Origin of the sequence: Streptomyces sp. NPDC093261 (assembly GCF_044753645.1) — a bacterium.
GTDB lineage: Bacteria > Actinomycetota > Actinomycetes > Streptomycetales > Streptomycetaceae > Streptomyces.
This window is the reverse complement of record NZ_JBIVNO010000001.1, coordinates 784279-798808: the sequence shown is the minus strand read 5'-3', so window position 1 is coordinate 798808 and position 14530 is coordinate 784279. Positions and strand designations below refer to the sequence as shown.

At 71.4% G+C, this 14530-nt stretch carries 11 protein-coding genes and 1 pseudogene; 4 read left to right on the top strand and 8 right to left on the bottom strand.

Annotation, left to right across the window (positions count from 1 at the left end; genetic code table 11):
• Window positions 1-64: 64 nt before the first annotated feature.
• Window positions 65-331, bottom strand: coding sequence for a protealysin inhibitor emfourin (locus ACIP94_RS03675; protein ID WP_402418960.1), 267 nt, complete (start codon window positions 329-331; stop codon window positions 65-67).
• Between the two features lie 32 nt (window positions 332-363).
• The gene (locus tag ACIP94_RS03670) at window positions 364-1431 is read right to left on the bottom strand and encodes a M4 family metallopeptidase (RefSeq protein ID WP_402418957.1); all 1068 of its coding nucleotides are present in this window, start codon (window positions 1429-1431) and stop codon (window positions 364-366) included.
• A gap of 392 nt (window positions 1432-1823) precedes the next feature.
• On the opposite strand from ACIP94_RS03670, the gene leuA reads away from it, so the two are divergent.
• The 3 genes from leuA to ACIP94_RS03655 all read left to right on the top strand — a co-directional run bounded on the left by leuA (window position 1824) and on the right by ACIP94_RS03655 (window position 5801).
• Entirely contained in the window at window positions 1824-3554 is a 1731-nt protein-coding gene (gene leuA / locus ACIP94_RS03665; protein WP_402418954.1) for a 2-isopropylmalate synthase, read from the top strand.
• 181 nt (window positions 3555-3735) lie between these two features.
• Window positions 3736-4440 (top strand): TerB family tellurite resistance protein, encoded by a 705-nt coding sequence (locus ACIP94_RS03660; RefSeq protein ID WP_402418951.1) that lies wholly within the window; start codon window positions 3736-3738, stop codon window positions 4438-4440.
• Window positions 4441-4553: 113 nt separating this feature from the next.
• Entirely contained in the window at window positions 4554-5801 is a 1248-nt protein-coding gene (locus ACIP94_RS03655; protein WP_402418948.1) for an exo-alpha-sialidase, read from the top strand.
• Window positions 5802-6019: 218 nt separating this feature from the next.
• Here ACIP94_RS03655 and ACIP94_RS03650 read toward each other — a convergent pair whose 3' ends face one another.
• From ACIP94_RS03650 to ACIP94_RS03630, 5 genes and pseudogenes are all read right to left on the bottom strand, one after another.
• Window positions 6020-6955: a dihydrodipicolinate synthase family protein gene (locus ACIP94_RS03650; protein WP_402418946.1), complete on the bottom strand. Its 936-nt coding sequence runs from the start codon at window positions 6953-6955 to the stop codon at window positions 6020-6022.
• Entirely contained in the window at window positions 6955-8067 is a 1113-nt protein-coding gene (locus ACIP94_RS03645; protein ID WP_402418943.1) for an oligopeptide/dipeptide ABC transporter ATP-binding protein, read from the bottom strand. Before ACIP94_RS03645 ends, ACIP94_RS03650 begins: the two co-directional genes overlap by 1 nt.
• Window positions 8064-10043: a dipeptide/oligopeptide/nickel ABC transporter permease/ATP-binding protein gene (locus ACIP94_RS03640; RefSeq protein WP_402418941.1), complete on the bottom strand. Its 1980-nt coding sequence runs from the start codon at window positions 10041-10043 to the stop codon at window positions 8064-8066. The genes ACIP94_RS03645 and ACIP94_RS03640 overlap by 4 nt, the downstream gene beginning before the upstream one ends.
• The gene (locus tag ACIP94_RS03635) at window positions 10040-11002 is read right to left on the bottom strand and encodes an ABC transporter permease (protein WP_402418938.1); all 963 of its coding nucleotides are present in this window, start codon (window positions 11000-11002) and stop codon (window positions 10040-10042) included. The genes ACIP94_RS03640 and ACIP94_RS03635 overlap by 4 nt, the downstream gene beginning before the upstream one ends.
• 19 nt (window positions 11003-11021) lie before the next feature.
• Window positions 11022-12650: pseudogene (locus ACIP94_RS03630) on the bottom strand (ABC transporter substrate-binding protein).
• Window positions 12651-12889: 239 nt separating this feature from the next.
• On the opposite strand from ACIP94_RS03630, the gene ACIP94_RS03625 reads away from it, so the two are divergent.
• Window positions 12890-13639, top strand: coding sequence for a FadR/GntR family transcriptional regulator (locus ACIP94_RS03625; protein WP_402418934.1), 750 nt, complete (start codon window positions 12890-12892; stop codon window positions 13637-13639).
• 235 nt (window positions 13640-13874) lie between these two features.
• Here the strand turns inward: ACIP94_RS03625 and ACIP94_RS03620 are convergent, their stop codons facing one another.
• Complete coding sequence (locus tag ACIP94_RS03620) at window positions 13875-14411, bottom strand: GNAT family N-acetyltransferase (RefSeq protein WP_402418931.1); 537 nt, start codon at window positions 14409-14411, stop codon at window positions 13875-13877.
• Between the last annotated feature and the right edge of the window lie 119 nt (window positions 14412-14530).

Below are 14530 nucleotides of genomic sequence, written 5' to 3'. Positions count from 1 at the left end.
CTTACCGCCGGTAAGGCGCGTCAACGGGCGGGCGGGAACTGCCCGTTGAAGCATGACCGACGGCTCACGCCCCTTCCTTCAGCACCCGGGAGACCAGCGTCCGCTGGTCCTCCGTGAGCCGGGGATCGGCGCAGTACACGGTCCTGCCGTCCACCGTGATCTCGTAGCTGAAGCCGTCCGGTACACCGGCCGGCGGCGTGCCCCGGCCGGCGGCCAGGACACGCTCGGCCAGGGCGCGCCACTCCTGGGCGTCGGCCCGCCCCGAGGTCTCCACCTCGGCCCGGCGCTCGATGCCCGCGAATCCGCCCGTACGCCTCACCCGAATATGCATGACACCTGTCTAGTACGGGACGGGCGTCCGGGCTACGAGGTCTGGACCCCGACCCGCTCCCAGGCCTTGAGGACGGCCTCCTGCTCCGCGCCCTCGCGGTAGCGGGAGCGCGCCGCCGCCACCGTGAGCCGTGCGAAGTCCGCGAAGGTCGCCCGCGGGTCCAGCTCCCCGCCGGTCAGCACGTCGTACCAGATCTGCCCGGCCCGTTCCCAGGCGTGCCCACCGAGTTCGGTGGCGACCAGGTAGAACGCGTGGTTGGGAATGCCGGAGTTGATGTGCACCCCGCCGTTGTCCCGGCCGGTGCGCACATAGCCGTCCATCGTCGCCGGCTGCGGGTCCTTGCCGAGCACGTCGTCGTCGTAGGCGCTGCCCGGCTCCTTCATGGAGCGCAGCGCCTTGCCGTTGACGCGCGGGGCGAGCAGCCCGGCCCCGATCAGCCAGTCGGCCTCGGCGGCGGTCTGGCCGAGCGCGTACTGCTTGATCAGTGAGCCGAACACATCCGAGACCGATTCGTTGAGGGCGCCCGACTGGCCGAAGTAGGCCAGGTTCGCGGTGTACTGGGTGACGCCGTGGGTGAGTTCGTGGCCGATGACGTCGACCGGGGTGGTGAAGTCGACGAAGATCTCCCCGTCCCCGTCGCCGAACACCATCTGCTCGCCGTTCCAGAAGGCGTTGTCGTAGTTCTCGCCGAAGTGGACGCTCGCGTCCAGCGGCAGCCCCTTGCCGTCGATGGAGTCACGGCCGTACGCCCGCAGATACAGCTCGAAGGTGGCGCCGAGGCCCGCGTACGCCCGGTTGACCGAGGCGTCCTCGCCGGGCTCGTCGCCCTCGCCGCGGACCTTGGTGCCGGGCAGGGTCTGCTGGTGCCCGGCGTCGTAGACCGTGCGGTGCGGGGTGCCGGTGGCGGTCGTGGGAGGGGCCGCCGCGGGTGCGCCGATGACCGTGGTCAGCCGGCGGCGGGTGCGCTCCATGGCGTCCCGCTCCAGGGTGCGGCGGGCGGGAGTGGCGAGCGCGGAGTCCTCGTGCTGGGCGAGCTTGTCGAGGACATGCGGTGGCACGATGGTGCAGAAGACGGGCTCAAAGCCCCCGTTGGTGTTCATGTCGGGCACCATTGCACTGCGTGACCAATCTGTCACTACCCGCAACCGGGATTGGTGAAAAGCCACGCCATGGAGCTATCCGCGCCAGTGGAGGGGTGACATGGAGGGGTGACATGGAGGCCGGCAAGGGGGTGGCGTGGCGGCGGATCTCGGGGGCGGTGGCCGGCTGTGAGGTGACGCACGTTTTGTCCGAAATGTTGCCACAGTCCCGCATACTGATACGGACCCTCGTGTCCGGCACGGCTCGACTACCATGCGGAGCATCATGCGTTTCGGGCTGCTCCTCCTTAGCTGCCGCGGCGAGGGTCTGTAGTCGAGGCCGACCCCCTCCCCGCGGAGTTCGGCGTTGCGCCGTCGGCCGTCCTCCCGGACACCCTGAGGAGCCCACGCACATGGCGAACCGCCAGCAGCCCACGTCCATGCCGGTCCACAAGTACCGTCCGTACGACCAGGTCGACATCCCCGACCGCACCTGGCCGGACCAGCGCATCAGCCGCGCCCCGCGCTGGCTCTCCACCGACCTGCGCGACGGCAACCAGGCCCTGATCGACCCGATGTCCCCGGCGCGCAAGCGGGCGATGTTCGACCTGCTGGTGACGATGGGCTACAAGGAGATCGAGGTCGGCTTCCCGGCCTCCGGCCAGACCGACTTCGACTTCGTGCGCTCGATCATCGAGGAAGAGGGCGCGATCCCGGACGACGTGACGATCTCCGTGCTGACCCAGGCCCGCGAGGACCTGATCGAGCGGACCGTCGAGTCCCTGAAGGGCGCGCGGCGGGCGAACGTCCACCTCTACAACGCGACCGCCCCGGTCTTCCGCCGGGTCGTCTTCCGCGGCTCCAGGGACGACATCAAGCAGATCGCCGTGGACGGCACCCGGCTGGTCATGGAGTACGCCGAGAAGCTGCTGGACACCGAGGCGGGTGGGACGGAGTTCGGCTACCAGTACAGCCCGGAGATCTTCACCGACACCGAGCTGGACTTCGCCCTGGAGGTCTGCGAGGCGGTCATGGACGTCTGGCAGCCCGGTCCGGACCGCGAGATCATCCTCAACCTGCCTGCCACCGTGGAGCGTTCGACCCCCTCCACCCACGCGGACCGCTTCGAGTGGATGCACCGCAACCTCTCCCGCCGCGAGTACATCTGCCTGTCGGCCCACCCGCACAACGACCGCGGCACCGCCGTGGCCGCCGCGGAGCTGGCCGTGATGGCCGGCGCCGACCGCGTCGAGGGCTGCCTGTTCGGCCAGGGCGAGCGCACCGGAAACGTCGATCTGGTCACCCTGGGCATGAACCTCTTCTCCCAGGGCGTCGACCCGCAGATCGACTTCTCCCACATCGACGAGATCCGCCGCACGTGGGAGTACTGCAACCAGATGGAGGTCCACCCCCGCCACCCGTACATCGGGGACCTCGTCTACACCTCCTTCTCCGGCTCCCACCAGGACGCCATCAAGAAGGGCTTCGACGCCATGGAGGCCGACGCGGCCGCCCAGGGCAGGACCGTCGACGACATCGAGTGGGCGGTGCCGTACCTGCCCATCGACCCGAAGGACGTGGGCCGCTCCTACGAGGCGGTCATCCGGGTGAACTCGCAGTCCGGCAAGGGCGGCATCGCGTACGTCCTGAAGAACGACCACAAGCTGGACCTGCCGCGCCGAATGCAGATCGAGTTCTCGAAGATCATCCAGGCGAAGACGGACGCCGAGGGCGGCGAGGTCACACCGGGCGAGATCTGGAGCGTCTTCCAGGACGAGTACCTGCCGAACCCGGACAACCCCTGGGGTCGCATCCAGGTGCGGACCGGCCAGACGACCACCGACAAGGACGGCGTCGACACCCTGACGGTCGAGGCCACGGTCGACGGCACGGACACCGTCCTCACCGGCTCCGGCAACGGCCCGATCTCGGCCTTCTTCGACGCGCTCCAGTCCGTCGGCGTCGACGTACGTCTGCTGGACTACCAGGAGCACACGATGAGCGAGGGAGCCTCCGCGCAGGCGGCCTCGTACATCGAGTGCGCGATCGACGGCAAGGTCCTGTGGGGCATCGGCATCGACGCGAATACGACACGTGCCTCGCTGAAGGCCGTCGTCTCCGCGGTCAACCGCGCCGATCGCTGAGCCTCTGACCGGCACGTTCCCGGCCCCGTCCGCCCTTCAGGGCGGGCGGGGCCACGTCGAGGACCAGCCATTCGGGCCGAAGATCACGGAGAGGTCTCGTCCGGGGTACTGACTCCGCATCAACAATGTGGCTAACATCACGCCAGCGCGGCGATGTTGCCGTGGGTTACGGAGGTGCGACGTGCTGCCAGGACGGGGACGCAACGGCCGTGGAGTCCGCAAGGCCCGTGCTGCGCAGCTTCTGTGCATCCGTACCGCATGGACCGCCGCGGGTGACGGCGAGTTCTTCTGCCCCGGCTGCGGGGGCGACCGCAACTACCAGCGCCTCACCGGGCGTCGCCGCCTCGCCCTCGTCGGCGTCCCGGTCCTGCCGCGCGGCGAGACGGGCCCGGTCGTGGAGTGCGCGGCCTGCGGCCACCACTACGGCACGGACGTCCTGGACCATCCCACCACGACCCGCTTCTCCGCGATGCTCCGCGACGCCGTCCACACGGTGGCGCTCGCGGTCCTCGCCGCGGGCGGCACCTGCTCCCGTACGGCCCTGGAGACGGCCGCCGCGGCGGTCCGCTCCGCCGGCTTCGACGACTGCACGGTGGACGGCCTCGGCGCCCTCGTCGAGGCCCTGATCGCCGACACCGGCCGGGTCTGCGGCGAACCGGGCGGTGCGAGCCTCGCCATAGAGCTGCACGAGGCACTGGACCCCCTCGCCCCGTATCTCGCCCTCACCGGCCGCGAGTCGGTGCTTCTCCAGGGCGCCCGCATCGCCCTCGCGGACGGCCCCTACACGCCTGCCGAACGCGAGGTTCTCACCACGGTCGGCGCGGCCCTGACGATCTGCTCGGACGACGTGACCCGGCTGCTGGCGGCGGCGCGGACACCGTCATAGTCACTCGGACCGGTGAGACACCCGTGCTCCAGGGGTCACGGGTGCCGGCCAGGGGGAGCATGTGACCGTCAGCGGTCACCGTCCCGCACGGGACGACACCCCAAGGGAGAGGGATGACACTCCTGACTCGCGCCCTTCTCACCGCCACGGCACTCCTCACCCCGCTCACGGCCGCCACCCCCGCCTCGATCGGCGCCGCGTCACTCGGCCCCGTCTCCATCCACCCCGCCACCGCGTCCCCCGCCCTGCCGGCCCGCGGCTGCGTCTCCTCCGTGCCCTACACCGCCGGACAGGGCGGGTACCACACCTTCCGGATCCCGGCGACGGTCGTCACGGGGAAGGGGACCGTGCTCGCCTTCGCCGAGGGGCGGCGGGGCGGCGCGGGGGACAGCGGCGACATAGACGTCGTGCTCAGACGCTCCCTGGACGGCGGCTGCACCTGGGGGCCGCTCACGGTCGTCGCGGCCGGCAAGGGGGACACCCGCGGCAACCCGGCACCGGTCGTGGACCCGCGGACCGGGCGGATCGTCCTCGTCACCTCCTACAACGGCGGCGCGGTGACCGAGGCGCAGATCATGCGCGGCGAGGTGTCCCCCCGCGAGAGCCGCCGTGTCTTCGTCCAGACGAGCGGGGACGACGGGCGGGACTTCTCGGCCCCACGGGAGATCACCGCCGAGGTGAAGCGGGCGGACTGGCGGTGGTACGCCACCGGCCCCGGCCATGCGATCGCCCTCACCCGGGGCCCGCACGCCGGACGTCTCGTCGTGCCCGCCAACCACTCCGTCGCGCCGCCCCCCGGCTCCCCCGACACCGGCCAGGAGGCCCGCTACTACGGCGGCCACGCGATCTACTCGGACGACGGCGGCAGAACCTGGCACCTCGGCTTCAGCGACGACTCGCACGATGGACACGACAACGCCAACGAGAGCAGCGCGGCCCAGCTCCCCGACGGGCGGATCTACTTCACCGCACGGGACCAGAACGGCAGCAGCGCCGGGAACCGCCTCGACAGCTACTCCGACGACGGGGGCAGGACCCTGGAGCGGCCCTACGCCGTGCAGCACACCCTGGACGACGTCCCCGTCGTCCAGGGCAGCGTCCTCCAACTCCGGGGACCGCACGCCCCGTTGCTCTTCTCCGGGCCCTCCGTGCCCACCGCACGCCAGGCGATGGCGATCTGGCGCAGCACCGACGGCGGGAGGCGCTTCACCCGGGTGCTGACGCTCTCCCGGCGGAAGGCGGCCTACAGCGACCAGGTCCAGCTGCCCGGCGGACAGGCCGCGATCCTCTACGAGACGGGGGCGAAGGGGCCGTACGAGACGATCGAGTTCCGGCGGACGCTGCTCGGCGTCCCGCACTGACGGCTGGGGGTGTCCCCCCGTTCCCGCCGGGCGCGCGACGTCCTTCCAGCCTGACGGCTGGGAGGTGCCCCGGGGGCACGGCACCTCGCCGCGTTGTCGGATCACCCGAGGACGCCCGGTACGCGGATGATCCTCCGTCTCGCGGTGCACCGCACCGGAGGCCGCGATGCACCGCACCGGAGGCCGCGCGCCGATCCGACCCGAATGGTCGGACACCCCTAGAGCAGACCGGCCGCCGCCAGGTACTTGCCCACCTGTTCCGTCTCCGCCTCCGACAGGGCCACCTGCGGCTCGGCCGTCGCCGGGCACGCGATCACGCCGCGCAGACACAGGGCCGCCTTGAACGCGCCCAGGCCCGACGAACTGCCGCCCATCCGCGCCGGGTCCCCGGCGCCCGTCATGCCGAACAGCGCGCACAGCCGCTCCTGCTCCGCCCGCGCCGCCGCCCAGTCGCCCGCACGGCACAGCCGGTCCAGGCGCACATATCCCTCGGGGTCCACATTGGCGAGCCCCGGAACCGCCCCGTCCGCCCCCAGGGCCAGGGCCGAGTCCACGACCAGCTCGGAACCCGTCAGCACGCTGAAGCCCCCGATCCCGGAGCGCGCCCTGACGCCCGTCACCACCGCGCGGAAGGCAGCCAGATCGCCGCTGGAGTCCTTGAGACCGGCCAGGGTCCCCTCCCCGGCCAGTTCCAGGACCAGCTCCGGGCACAGCTTGGTGTGGACGGACACCGGGATGTCGTAGGCGAACACCGGTACGGGGGAGCGCTCGGCGACCAGGCGGTAGTGGCGGGCGATCTCCGCGGGATGCGTGCGCGTGTAGAAGGGCGCCGTCACCACCACCGCGTCCGCGCCCGCCCCGGCCGCGTACGCCACATGCTCCAGCACCCGGGGCGTGGTCATGTCGATCGCCCCGGCCAGCACCGGGACCCGGCCGGACACATGGGACACGACCGTCTCCACCACCAGCCGGCGCCGGCGGTCCGTCAGGTAGGCGGCCTCCGAGGACGACCCGAGCACGAACAGGGCGTCCACCCCGGCCGACAGCAGATGGTCCACGAGCCTGACGAGCGAGGGGACGTCCACCTCGCCGTCCGGTGTCAGGGGGGTGCAGACGGGCGGTACGACACCGGTCAGCGGGGCGGGCAGGGTCATCAGGGCTCCCGGGCGTGCTTCTGGTCGGGCAGGACGTGGTCCGGCGGTACCTCGGCCATGGCGGTGGCCGGGGAGGGCCGTGCGGCCTGGCGTACGAGGTCGCGCGTCGGCTCACCCTCCCCCACAGGATGGTGGCAGCGGAAGCGGTGACCGGGGGACGACGCGCCCGAGAATCCCGGCATCGCCGTGGCGCACACCTCGTCCGCCTTCCAGCAGCGGGTACGGAACGGGCAGCCGCTCGGCGGCCGGGTGGCCGACGGCACCGGACCGGCCAGCGGGATCGGGTCGATCGGGTCCAGCAGGCCGGGCGTCGCGGAGAACAGGGCACGGGTGTACGGGTGCCGGGCGTGCTCGCTCACCCGTGCGGCCGGGGCCTCCTCGACGATCCGGCCCAGGTACATCGTGATCACCCGGTCGCTCATCCGCCGTACCGTCTGGATGTCGTGCGAGACGAAGACGAGCGCCAGGCCCAGGCGCTCCTTCAGGTCCAGCAGCAGGTTGAGGATCTGCGCACGGACCGACACATCGAGCGCGCTCGTCGGTTCGTCGGCGACCACCAGCTCCGGGTCGAGGGCGAGGGCGCGGGCGATGGCCACGCGCTGCCGCTGGCCGCCGGAGAGCTGCCCGGGCAGGGCGTCGGCGAGGGCACGGGGAAGACCCACCAGGGACATCAACTCCCGTACCCGCTCCTCCCGCCCGTGCGGCGCACCGCGCCGGTGCACATCCAGCGGGTCGCGCAGGATCCGGCGCACGGTCAGCCGGCGGTTCAGCGCCGTCGACGGGTCCTGGAATACCATGCCGGTGCTCGCGCCGACGGCGGCCCGGCGTTCGGCCGGCGGCATCGACCACAGGTCGCGGCCCCGGAAGAGCACCGTGCCGGACGTCGGCCGCTCCACGCCCACCAGCACCTTCGCCAGCGTCGACTTGCCGCATCCCGACTCGCCGACGACACCGACCGTCTCGCCGGGCGCCACGGACAGCGCGGCGCCGGTCAGGGCGTACACCCGGTCCCGGGTGAACAGGCCGCCGCTGCGCGCCTTGTGGACGACATGGGCGTCGCGGAGTTCCACGATCGCGCCGGGGGCGCCCGGGGGCTCGACGGTGGCACTCATGTCACGGCCTCGCTCTCCTCCGTCGTCACCGGGTCGACCGCCGGATGATGGCAGGCCGCCGTGTGCGACCGGGGGCCCGTCAGGGCGGGCGCCGTCGTCCGGCACACCTCGCTCGCCCGCGGGCAGCGGTCCGCGAAGCGGCAGCCGGCCGGGAAGTCGGCGGGGGCGGGGACCACCCCCTTGATCTGTGTCATCCGATCGGTGGCCGACTCCAGCGACAGCACGCTGCCGAGCAGCCCCCGTGTGTAGTGGTGGGCGGGCGCCTCCACCAGGTCGGCGGTCACCCCGGTCTCCACGATCTGCCCGCCGTACATGACCACCACCCGGTCCGTGACGTCCGCCACCAGCGCCAGGTCGTGCGAGACGAGGATCAGCGCGAACCCCAGTTCCGCCCGCAGCCTGAGCAGCAACTCGATGATCTGCGCCTGAACGGTCACGTCCAGCGCGGTCGTCGGCTCGTCCGCGATGATCAGCCGGGGGTCGCGGGAGAGCGCCAGAGCGATCAGGACCCGCTGACGCTGGCCGCCGGACAGTTCGTGCGGATAGCTGCGCAGCGTGCGTTCCGGGTCCAGGCCGACCATCGTCAGCAGTTCGGCCGGACTCCGCCGGCCGCCACGCCGTACCACCTGTTTGAGCTGCGCCCGGATCGTCATCGCGGGGTTCAGGGAGGACAGCGCGTCCTGGTAGATCATCGCCATCTCGTGGCCCAGCAGCCTGCGCCGTACGCGCATCGACGCGGCGAGCAACTCCCGTCCGCCGAAGCGGACCTGGCCCCGCACCCGGGCGCCCTTCGGCTGGAGCCCCATCACCGTGAGCGCGGTGAGCGACTTCCCGCAGCCCGACTCGCCCACCAGCCCGAGGACCTCCCCGGGATGCACCTCGAAGCTGATGCCGTCCACGACGTCCACACCCCCGTGCCGGCCGGGGAAGCCGATGGCGAGGCCCTCCACCGCGAGCACCGGCGGCCCGCCGGGCAGGGGACGCGCGCGCGAGCGCAGCCGCCGCGCCGCCTCGGCCAGCCCCGGCAGCGCCACCACCTCACCGCTGCCGGGCTCCGGCACCTGAAGCCGGTCGCCGTCGGCCCGCACCTCGACGGCACGGGCCGCGGGAGCCGCCCACGCGTCCGAGACGCCCTCGGACAGGATGTTCAGCGACAGGACCGTGACCAGCATCAGCAGGCCCGGGAAGACCGTGGCCCACCAGCCGCCGGTCAGCACCATGTTCTTGCCGTCGGCGATCACGCTGCCCCACGACGGGTCCGGGGGCCGTACGCCCGCCCCGATGAAGGACAGCGACGCCTCGAACACGATGGCCTCGGCGACCTGCACCGTGCAGAAGACCAGCACCGGCGCGGCGCAGTTGATCGCCACGTGCCGCAGCACGATATGGGAAGTGCGCGCGCCGATCACGCGTTCGGCGGTGACATAGTCCTCGCCGTACTGGTCCAGCACGTTCGCCCGTACGACCCTGGCGACCGGCGGGGTGAAGAGGAACGCGATCGCGCAGATCAGCACGGTGATGCCGCCACCGAAGACGGAGATGAGGACGGCCGCGAGCGCGATGCCGGGGAACGCCATCACGACGTCCAGGCAGCGCATCAGCGTCTCGTCGACGGCCTTGCGGGAGGTCGCCGCGACCGCACCGAGCAGGGCCCCCACGACCAGGGCCAGCGCGGTCGCCCCGAGCCCGATCGCGAGCGACCAGCGGGCCCCGTACATCAGCCGGCTGAGGATGTCCCGGCCGAGACTGTCCTGGCCCATCCAGTGGCCGGCGGAGGGGTGCCCGGTGCCGTCGACCGGCTCCTGCTGGTCGAGCGGGTCGTGCGGTGCGATGACCGGCGCGAGCAGCGCCACCAGCACGACGACCGCGAGAAAACAGACCGCGGCCTTCGACAACGGCGGCAGCCGGCGCCGGCCGCGCAGCCGGATACCGGGACGGGACAGGGCGCGGGCGAGGCCCCTGCGTGTGGTGATCATCGGGCCGCATCCCTCAGTCGCGGGTTGACCAGCAGATACAGGATGTCGATGACGAGGTTGACGACCACGAATCCGGTCGCCGTGGTCAGGACGACGCCCTGGACGACGGCCGGGTCGCCGTTCTTGACGGCGTCGATCATCAGCTTGCCCATCCCGGGCAGCGAGAAGATGGTCTCGATGACGACCGCGCCGCCCAGCAGGTACCCGACCCGCAGGCCCAGCACGGTCAGCGGGTTGATGAGCGCGTTGCGCAGCACGTTCCGGCCGACCACCACCCGCGGCGGCAGCCCGCTGCCGATCGCCGTGCGCACGTAGTCCTTGTCCAGCTCCTCCACCACGGCCGTGCGCACGATCCGGGTCAGCTGCGCCGCCACCGGCAGCGACAGCGCGAGCGCGGGCAGGGTCATCGTCCGCAGCCAACCGGCGAAGGAGTCCGCCGGGTTGATGTAGCCGCCGGTCGGGAACCAGCCCCGGTCGACCGCCAGATACTGGATCATCAGCAGCGCCAGCCAGAAGCCGGGGGCGGCGACCCCGGTCAGGGACACCACCCGGATGATCTGGTCGGGCAGCCGGTCCCGGTGGATGGCGGCCGTCACCCCGCCGACGAGGGCCAGCACCACCGCGATACCGAGCCCGAGAAAGGTGAGCTGGAGGGTGAGCGGCAGCGCGGTGGTGACCTGCTCGACCACCGGCGCCCGGGTCAGGGCGCTGGTCCCCATGTCGCCGTGGAGCAGATCGCCCACGAAGTGGACGTAGCGCACCGGCAGCGGGTCGAGCAGGCCGTTGCGCTCCCGGAAGTCGTGCAGTTGCCGCGGTGTCGGGTTGGCGCCCTGGAAGAACGCGGACGCCGGGTCGACGTCCGAGAACCGCATGACGAGGAACACGAACAGCACGATGCCGAGCATCAGCGGCACGAGCAGCAGGACGCGGCGGACCAGGATCCGGGCGACGGCGACCATGGACCAACTCCTGACGTCGCTAGACCCACTTGGCCTGGAGGAGGTTGATGCCCGGGTAGGGCTGCGCCCTTATCCCGGTGAGTTCCCTGGGGTTCCAGGCGGTCATCAGCTCGTTGTGGACGACCGGGTAGAGCACGGCCTGCTCGGCGACGACGTCGATGTAGTCCTGGATCATCGCCGTCTTCCGCGCCGGGTCGGACTCCCGGGTCGCGCGGTCCATGTCCGTGAAGAGCTTCCTGGCGACGGGGTTGTCGGCCCAGCGCGCGTAGCCCATCCACAGGTTCTGCGGGCCGTAGTTGTAGTGCATGATCAGGTCGGCGTCGAGGCCGAACTGGTTGGGGTTCGAGGCGGCGGCGACGACCTGGTAGTCCTGCTTCTGGTCCATCTTGGTGAAGACCGCCGTGGTCTCCTACGGCGACAGCGTGGTCTGCACGCCGATCGCGTCCCAGGAGGACTTGATGGTGGGCAGGCAGTCGACGATCCAGCTCACGTTCACCGCGAGGACGTCGATCCTCAGCCCGCTGACCCCGGCCTCCTTCAGCAGCGCCTTGGCCTTGTCGGGGTCGTGGTCGTAGACCGTTTTCGCCCGCCGGTAGGCGGGGTTGGCCTCGTTGAGGAACGAGGACGACGGCTTCCCGTGTCCCTTCAGGGCCACCTCGACCATCTTGCCGGTGTCGATCGCGTAGTGCAGCGCCTGCCGGACCCGGACGTCGTCGAAGGGCTTGTGCCTGGTGTTGAACATCAGGAACAGGTTGTTCATCCCGGCCCCGCCCCGGACCGTCAGCCCGCCCGCCGTGAGCTGCCGGATGTTGGCGTAGGGGATGTTGTCCGCGATCTGCGCGCCCGCGTCCGCGCCGGAGATCCTGGCGACGCGCGGTGCGGCGTCGACGATCGTCAGCCAGTTCATCTTCTTGAAGGCGGGCCGGCGCGGCCCGTTGTAGTCCGCGAACGCCTCGAAGGTGGTGTTGGACTTCGGGTGGTGCGCGGTCTGCCGGTACGGCCCGGAGCCCACCGCCAGCCCCTTGATCGCGTCGTCCCAGGCGCCGGGCCGGGAGAAGACGTGCTTGGGCATGATCTTCGCCAGCGTCAGCCGTGAGAGCCCGTCCGCGAAGGGGAACTTGAGCACCAGCTCGACGGTGCGCGCGTCGACCTTGCGGACCTCGCTCAGCCAGCTCGCGAAGAAGCCCTTGGCAAGGGTCTGGGTCTTCGGGTCGAGGATCCGGTCGAAGACGAACACCACGTCGTCGGCCGTGACCGGGTGCCCGTCGTGGAACTTCGCCCCCTCCCGCAGGGTGAACCTCCAGGAGGTGGCGCCGGTGTCCTTCGGCACCTCCGTGGCGAGGGCCGCGTACGGCTCGCGTGTGAGGGGATCCGTGTCGAGCAGGCCCTCGTAGATGTGGTTGTTGGCGGCCATGCAGAAGGCCGAGGCGGTCTGGGTGGGATCCCAGCTGCCGTCGTTGCCGTAGCCGATGACCGCCGTCAGCGTACGGTTCTTCCCGCCCCCGCTGCCGGTGTCGTTGGTGGACTCCGGGCCTGTGGAGCAGGCGGCCAGCGACGAGGACAGGGCGGCGGCCGTGCCCAGGGCCCCGGAATACCTCAGAAACGCCCGGCGGGCCGGCGCCGGTACGTCGGGAATCACGTCGCGCACGGTTCCTCCAGCAAAGGTGGTCTGAATGAGGGCGTGGTGCAGGGGGCTCCAGGATGGGGAGATACGACGTCCTACGTCATGGGCGGCAGCGCGACCATAGGTGGGGGCGCAAGGGCGGTCAAGGGGACGCACACGAATGGCCCAGCCGTCACAGGTGCGACCAATATCGGCTTGAATTGCGGGCAGTTGACGTTTTCATACCGGCCGGGGGCGGGACGCCGGAGAGGCACGCGCGTACGATGCGGCGCATGTCCGATGACCCCGTCAACCGGCGCAGGACCGAGCGGCGCGTCAGCAGCCGGATCCAGCGTGAGGTCATGCAGCTCATCCTCGATCGCAAACTCAGGCCCGGTGCGCCGCTGCCCACGGAGTCGGAGCTGATGGAGGACCTCGGGGTGAGCCGCAACTCGGTGCGGGAGGCGCTCAAGGCGCTTCAGGCGCTCGACATCGTGGAGATCCGGCACGGCTACGGGACCTATGTCGGCCAGGCGTCGCTGACCCCGTTCGTCGACGGGCTCACCTTCCGCACCCTCACTCGGCCCGACGACGAGATGGACGCCCTGAACGAGATCCTCCAGGTCCGTGAGGTGCTGGAGGAGGGGCTGATCCGACGGGTCGCCCTGACGCTCTCCGAGCCGGAACTCGAGCGTCTGGAGGCGGTGGTGGTCCGGATGGAGGCGGCGGGCCGGGAGGACCGGCCCTTCGCCGAACTGGACCGGGAGTTCCACGAGTTGCTCTACGGCTCGCTGGGCAACGCGCTCGTGCCGCAGCTGCTGAGCGCGTTCTGGACGGTGTTCCGCCGGGTCGCACGGGCCCGTGAGTGGTCGGACGGCACGAGTCCGCAGCTCACGGCGCGCCGTCACCGCGACATCGTCACGGCCCTGCGGGCCCGGGACGTCGAGGGCGCGGAGCGGGCGATGGCGGACCACTTCCGGGGCATCGAGGACCGCACGGCCCGCGAGTACGGCGAGCCGTCCGGCGGCTTCTGAGAGCTGCCGTGGCCATCCGTCCGCCGCCCGTGAACACAGAAGGCCCGCGCCCGGCGACGGCCGGGGCTGGGCCGATGCGAGGCACCGGAGAGGGAGAGCCGGGTCTGCCCGGTGTGCCGCGGCTGCCGTCCGGACGGCCGGTGCGCGGGCGTGCGCTGCCCGAGGGCCCGCTGCCCGCCCACGCGGTGTACCTGCTCGGGAGATGGCCTCCGCCTGAGCCCCGGTCGCCCGCCGGTCACAGGCTCAGCCCCAGCACCAGGCGGTGCTCGCCCGGCCCGAAGTAGTTTCTGCGGAGCCCGCCCTCGGGGGAGGCGGGGGCGAAGCCGGAGGCCTTGTAGAGGGCGATCGCCGCCGCGTTGGTGGGGTCGACGGTCAGTCTGACCTCCCGTATGCCGTCGTTGCGCAGCCGCCGCAGGATCTCCAGCATCAGCCGCCGCCCCAGGCCCTCCCCCCGGCGCTCCCGGGCGACGCCCAGCCCCAGCACCCAGCCGAGCCCGGAGCCGAGCCCGGTGCCGGCCAGGACATAGCCCTGGAGCGCCTCCCCGTCGTCCAGGACCAGGAGGTGTTCGGCGTACATGTCGAAGAGCTGGCGGAGCATGAAGTACGGGTACGCCACCTCCTGGAAGACCTCCCGGTCGAGGCGGTGCAGCTCGGGCAGGTCCGCCTCGGTGACCCCTCTCATGCGCACGGGCCGTTCCCGGGCGGGACGGAACACCTGGCCGGTGAGGGACGCGGAGGGATCTCCCGAGTGTTCGGCCGGATAAGCGGTCATGCCACCCCCTGGTCATAGGGCAGGGGCACACCGGCCCCATTTGGGTGAATACGGCTCGGATGGCGCACACCCCGCCGTCAGGGTTGCTTTCGACAGGGTTTGGACCAGCATCGCCCGCC

Coding starts and splice junctions, on each gene's coding strand:
- ACIP94_RS03675 (WP_402418960.1), bottom strand. CDS start 331: ATGCATATTCGGGTGAGGCGTACGGGCGGATTCGCGGGCATCGAGCGC.
- ACIP94_RS03670 (WP_402418957.1), bottom strand. CDS start 1,431: ATGAACACCAACGGGGGCTTTGAGCCCGTCTTCTGCACCATCGTGCCA.
- leuA (WP_402418954.1), top strand. CDS start 1,824: ATGGCGAACCGCCAGCAGCCCACGTCCATGCCGGTCCACAAGTACCGT.
- ACIP94_RS03655 (WP_402418948.1), top strand. CDS start 4,554: ATGACACTCCTGACTCGCGCCCTTCTCACCGCCACGGCACTCCTCACC.
- ACIP94_RS03650 (WP_402418946.1), bottom strand. CDS start 6,955: ATGACCCTGCCCGCCCCGCTGACCGGTGTCGTACCGCCCGTCTGCACC.
- ACIP94_RS03645 (WP_402418943.1), bottom strand. CDS start 8,067: ATGAGTGCCACCGTCGAGCCCCCGGGCGCCCCCGGCGCGATCGTGGAA.
- ACIP94_RS03640 (WP_402418941.1), bottom strand. CDS start 10,043: ATGATCACCACACGCAGGGGCCTCGCCCGCGCCCTGTCCCGTCCCGGT.
- ACIP94_RS03635 (WP_402418938.1), bottom strand. CDS start 11,002: ATGGTCGCCGTCGCCCGGATCCTGGTCCGCCGCGTCCTGCTGCTCGTG.
- ACIP94_RS03625 (WP_402418934.1), top strand. CDS start 12,890: ATGCGGCGCATGTCCGATGACCCCGTCAACCGGCGCAGGACCGAGCGG.
- ACIP94_RS03620 (WP_402418931.1), bottom strand. CDS start 14,411: ATGACCGCTTATCCGGCCGAACACTCGGGAGATCCCTCCGCGTCCCTC.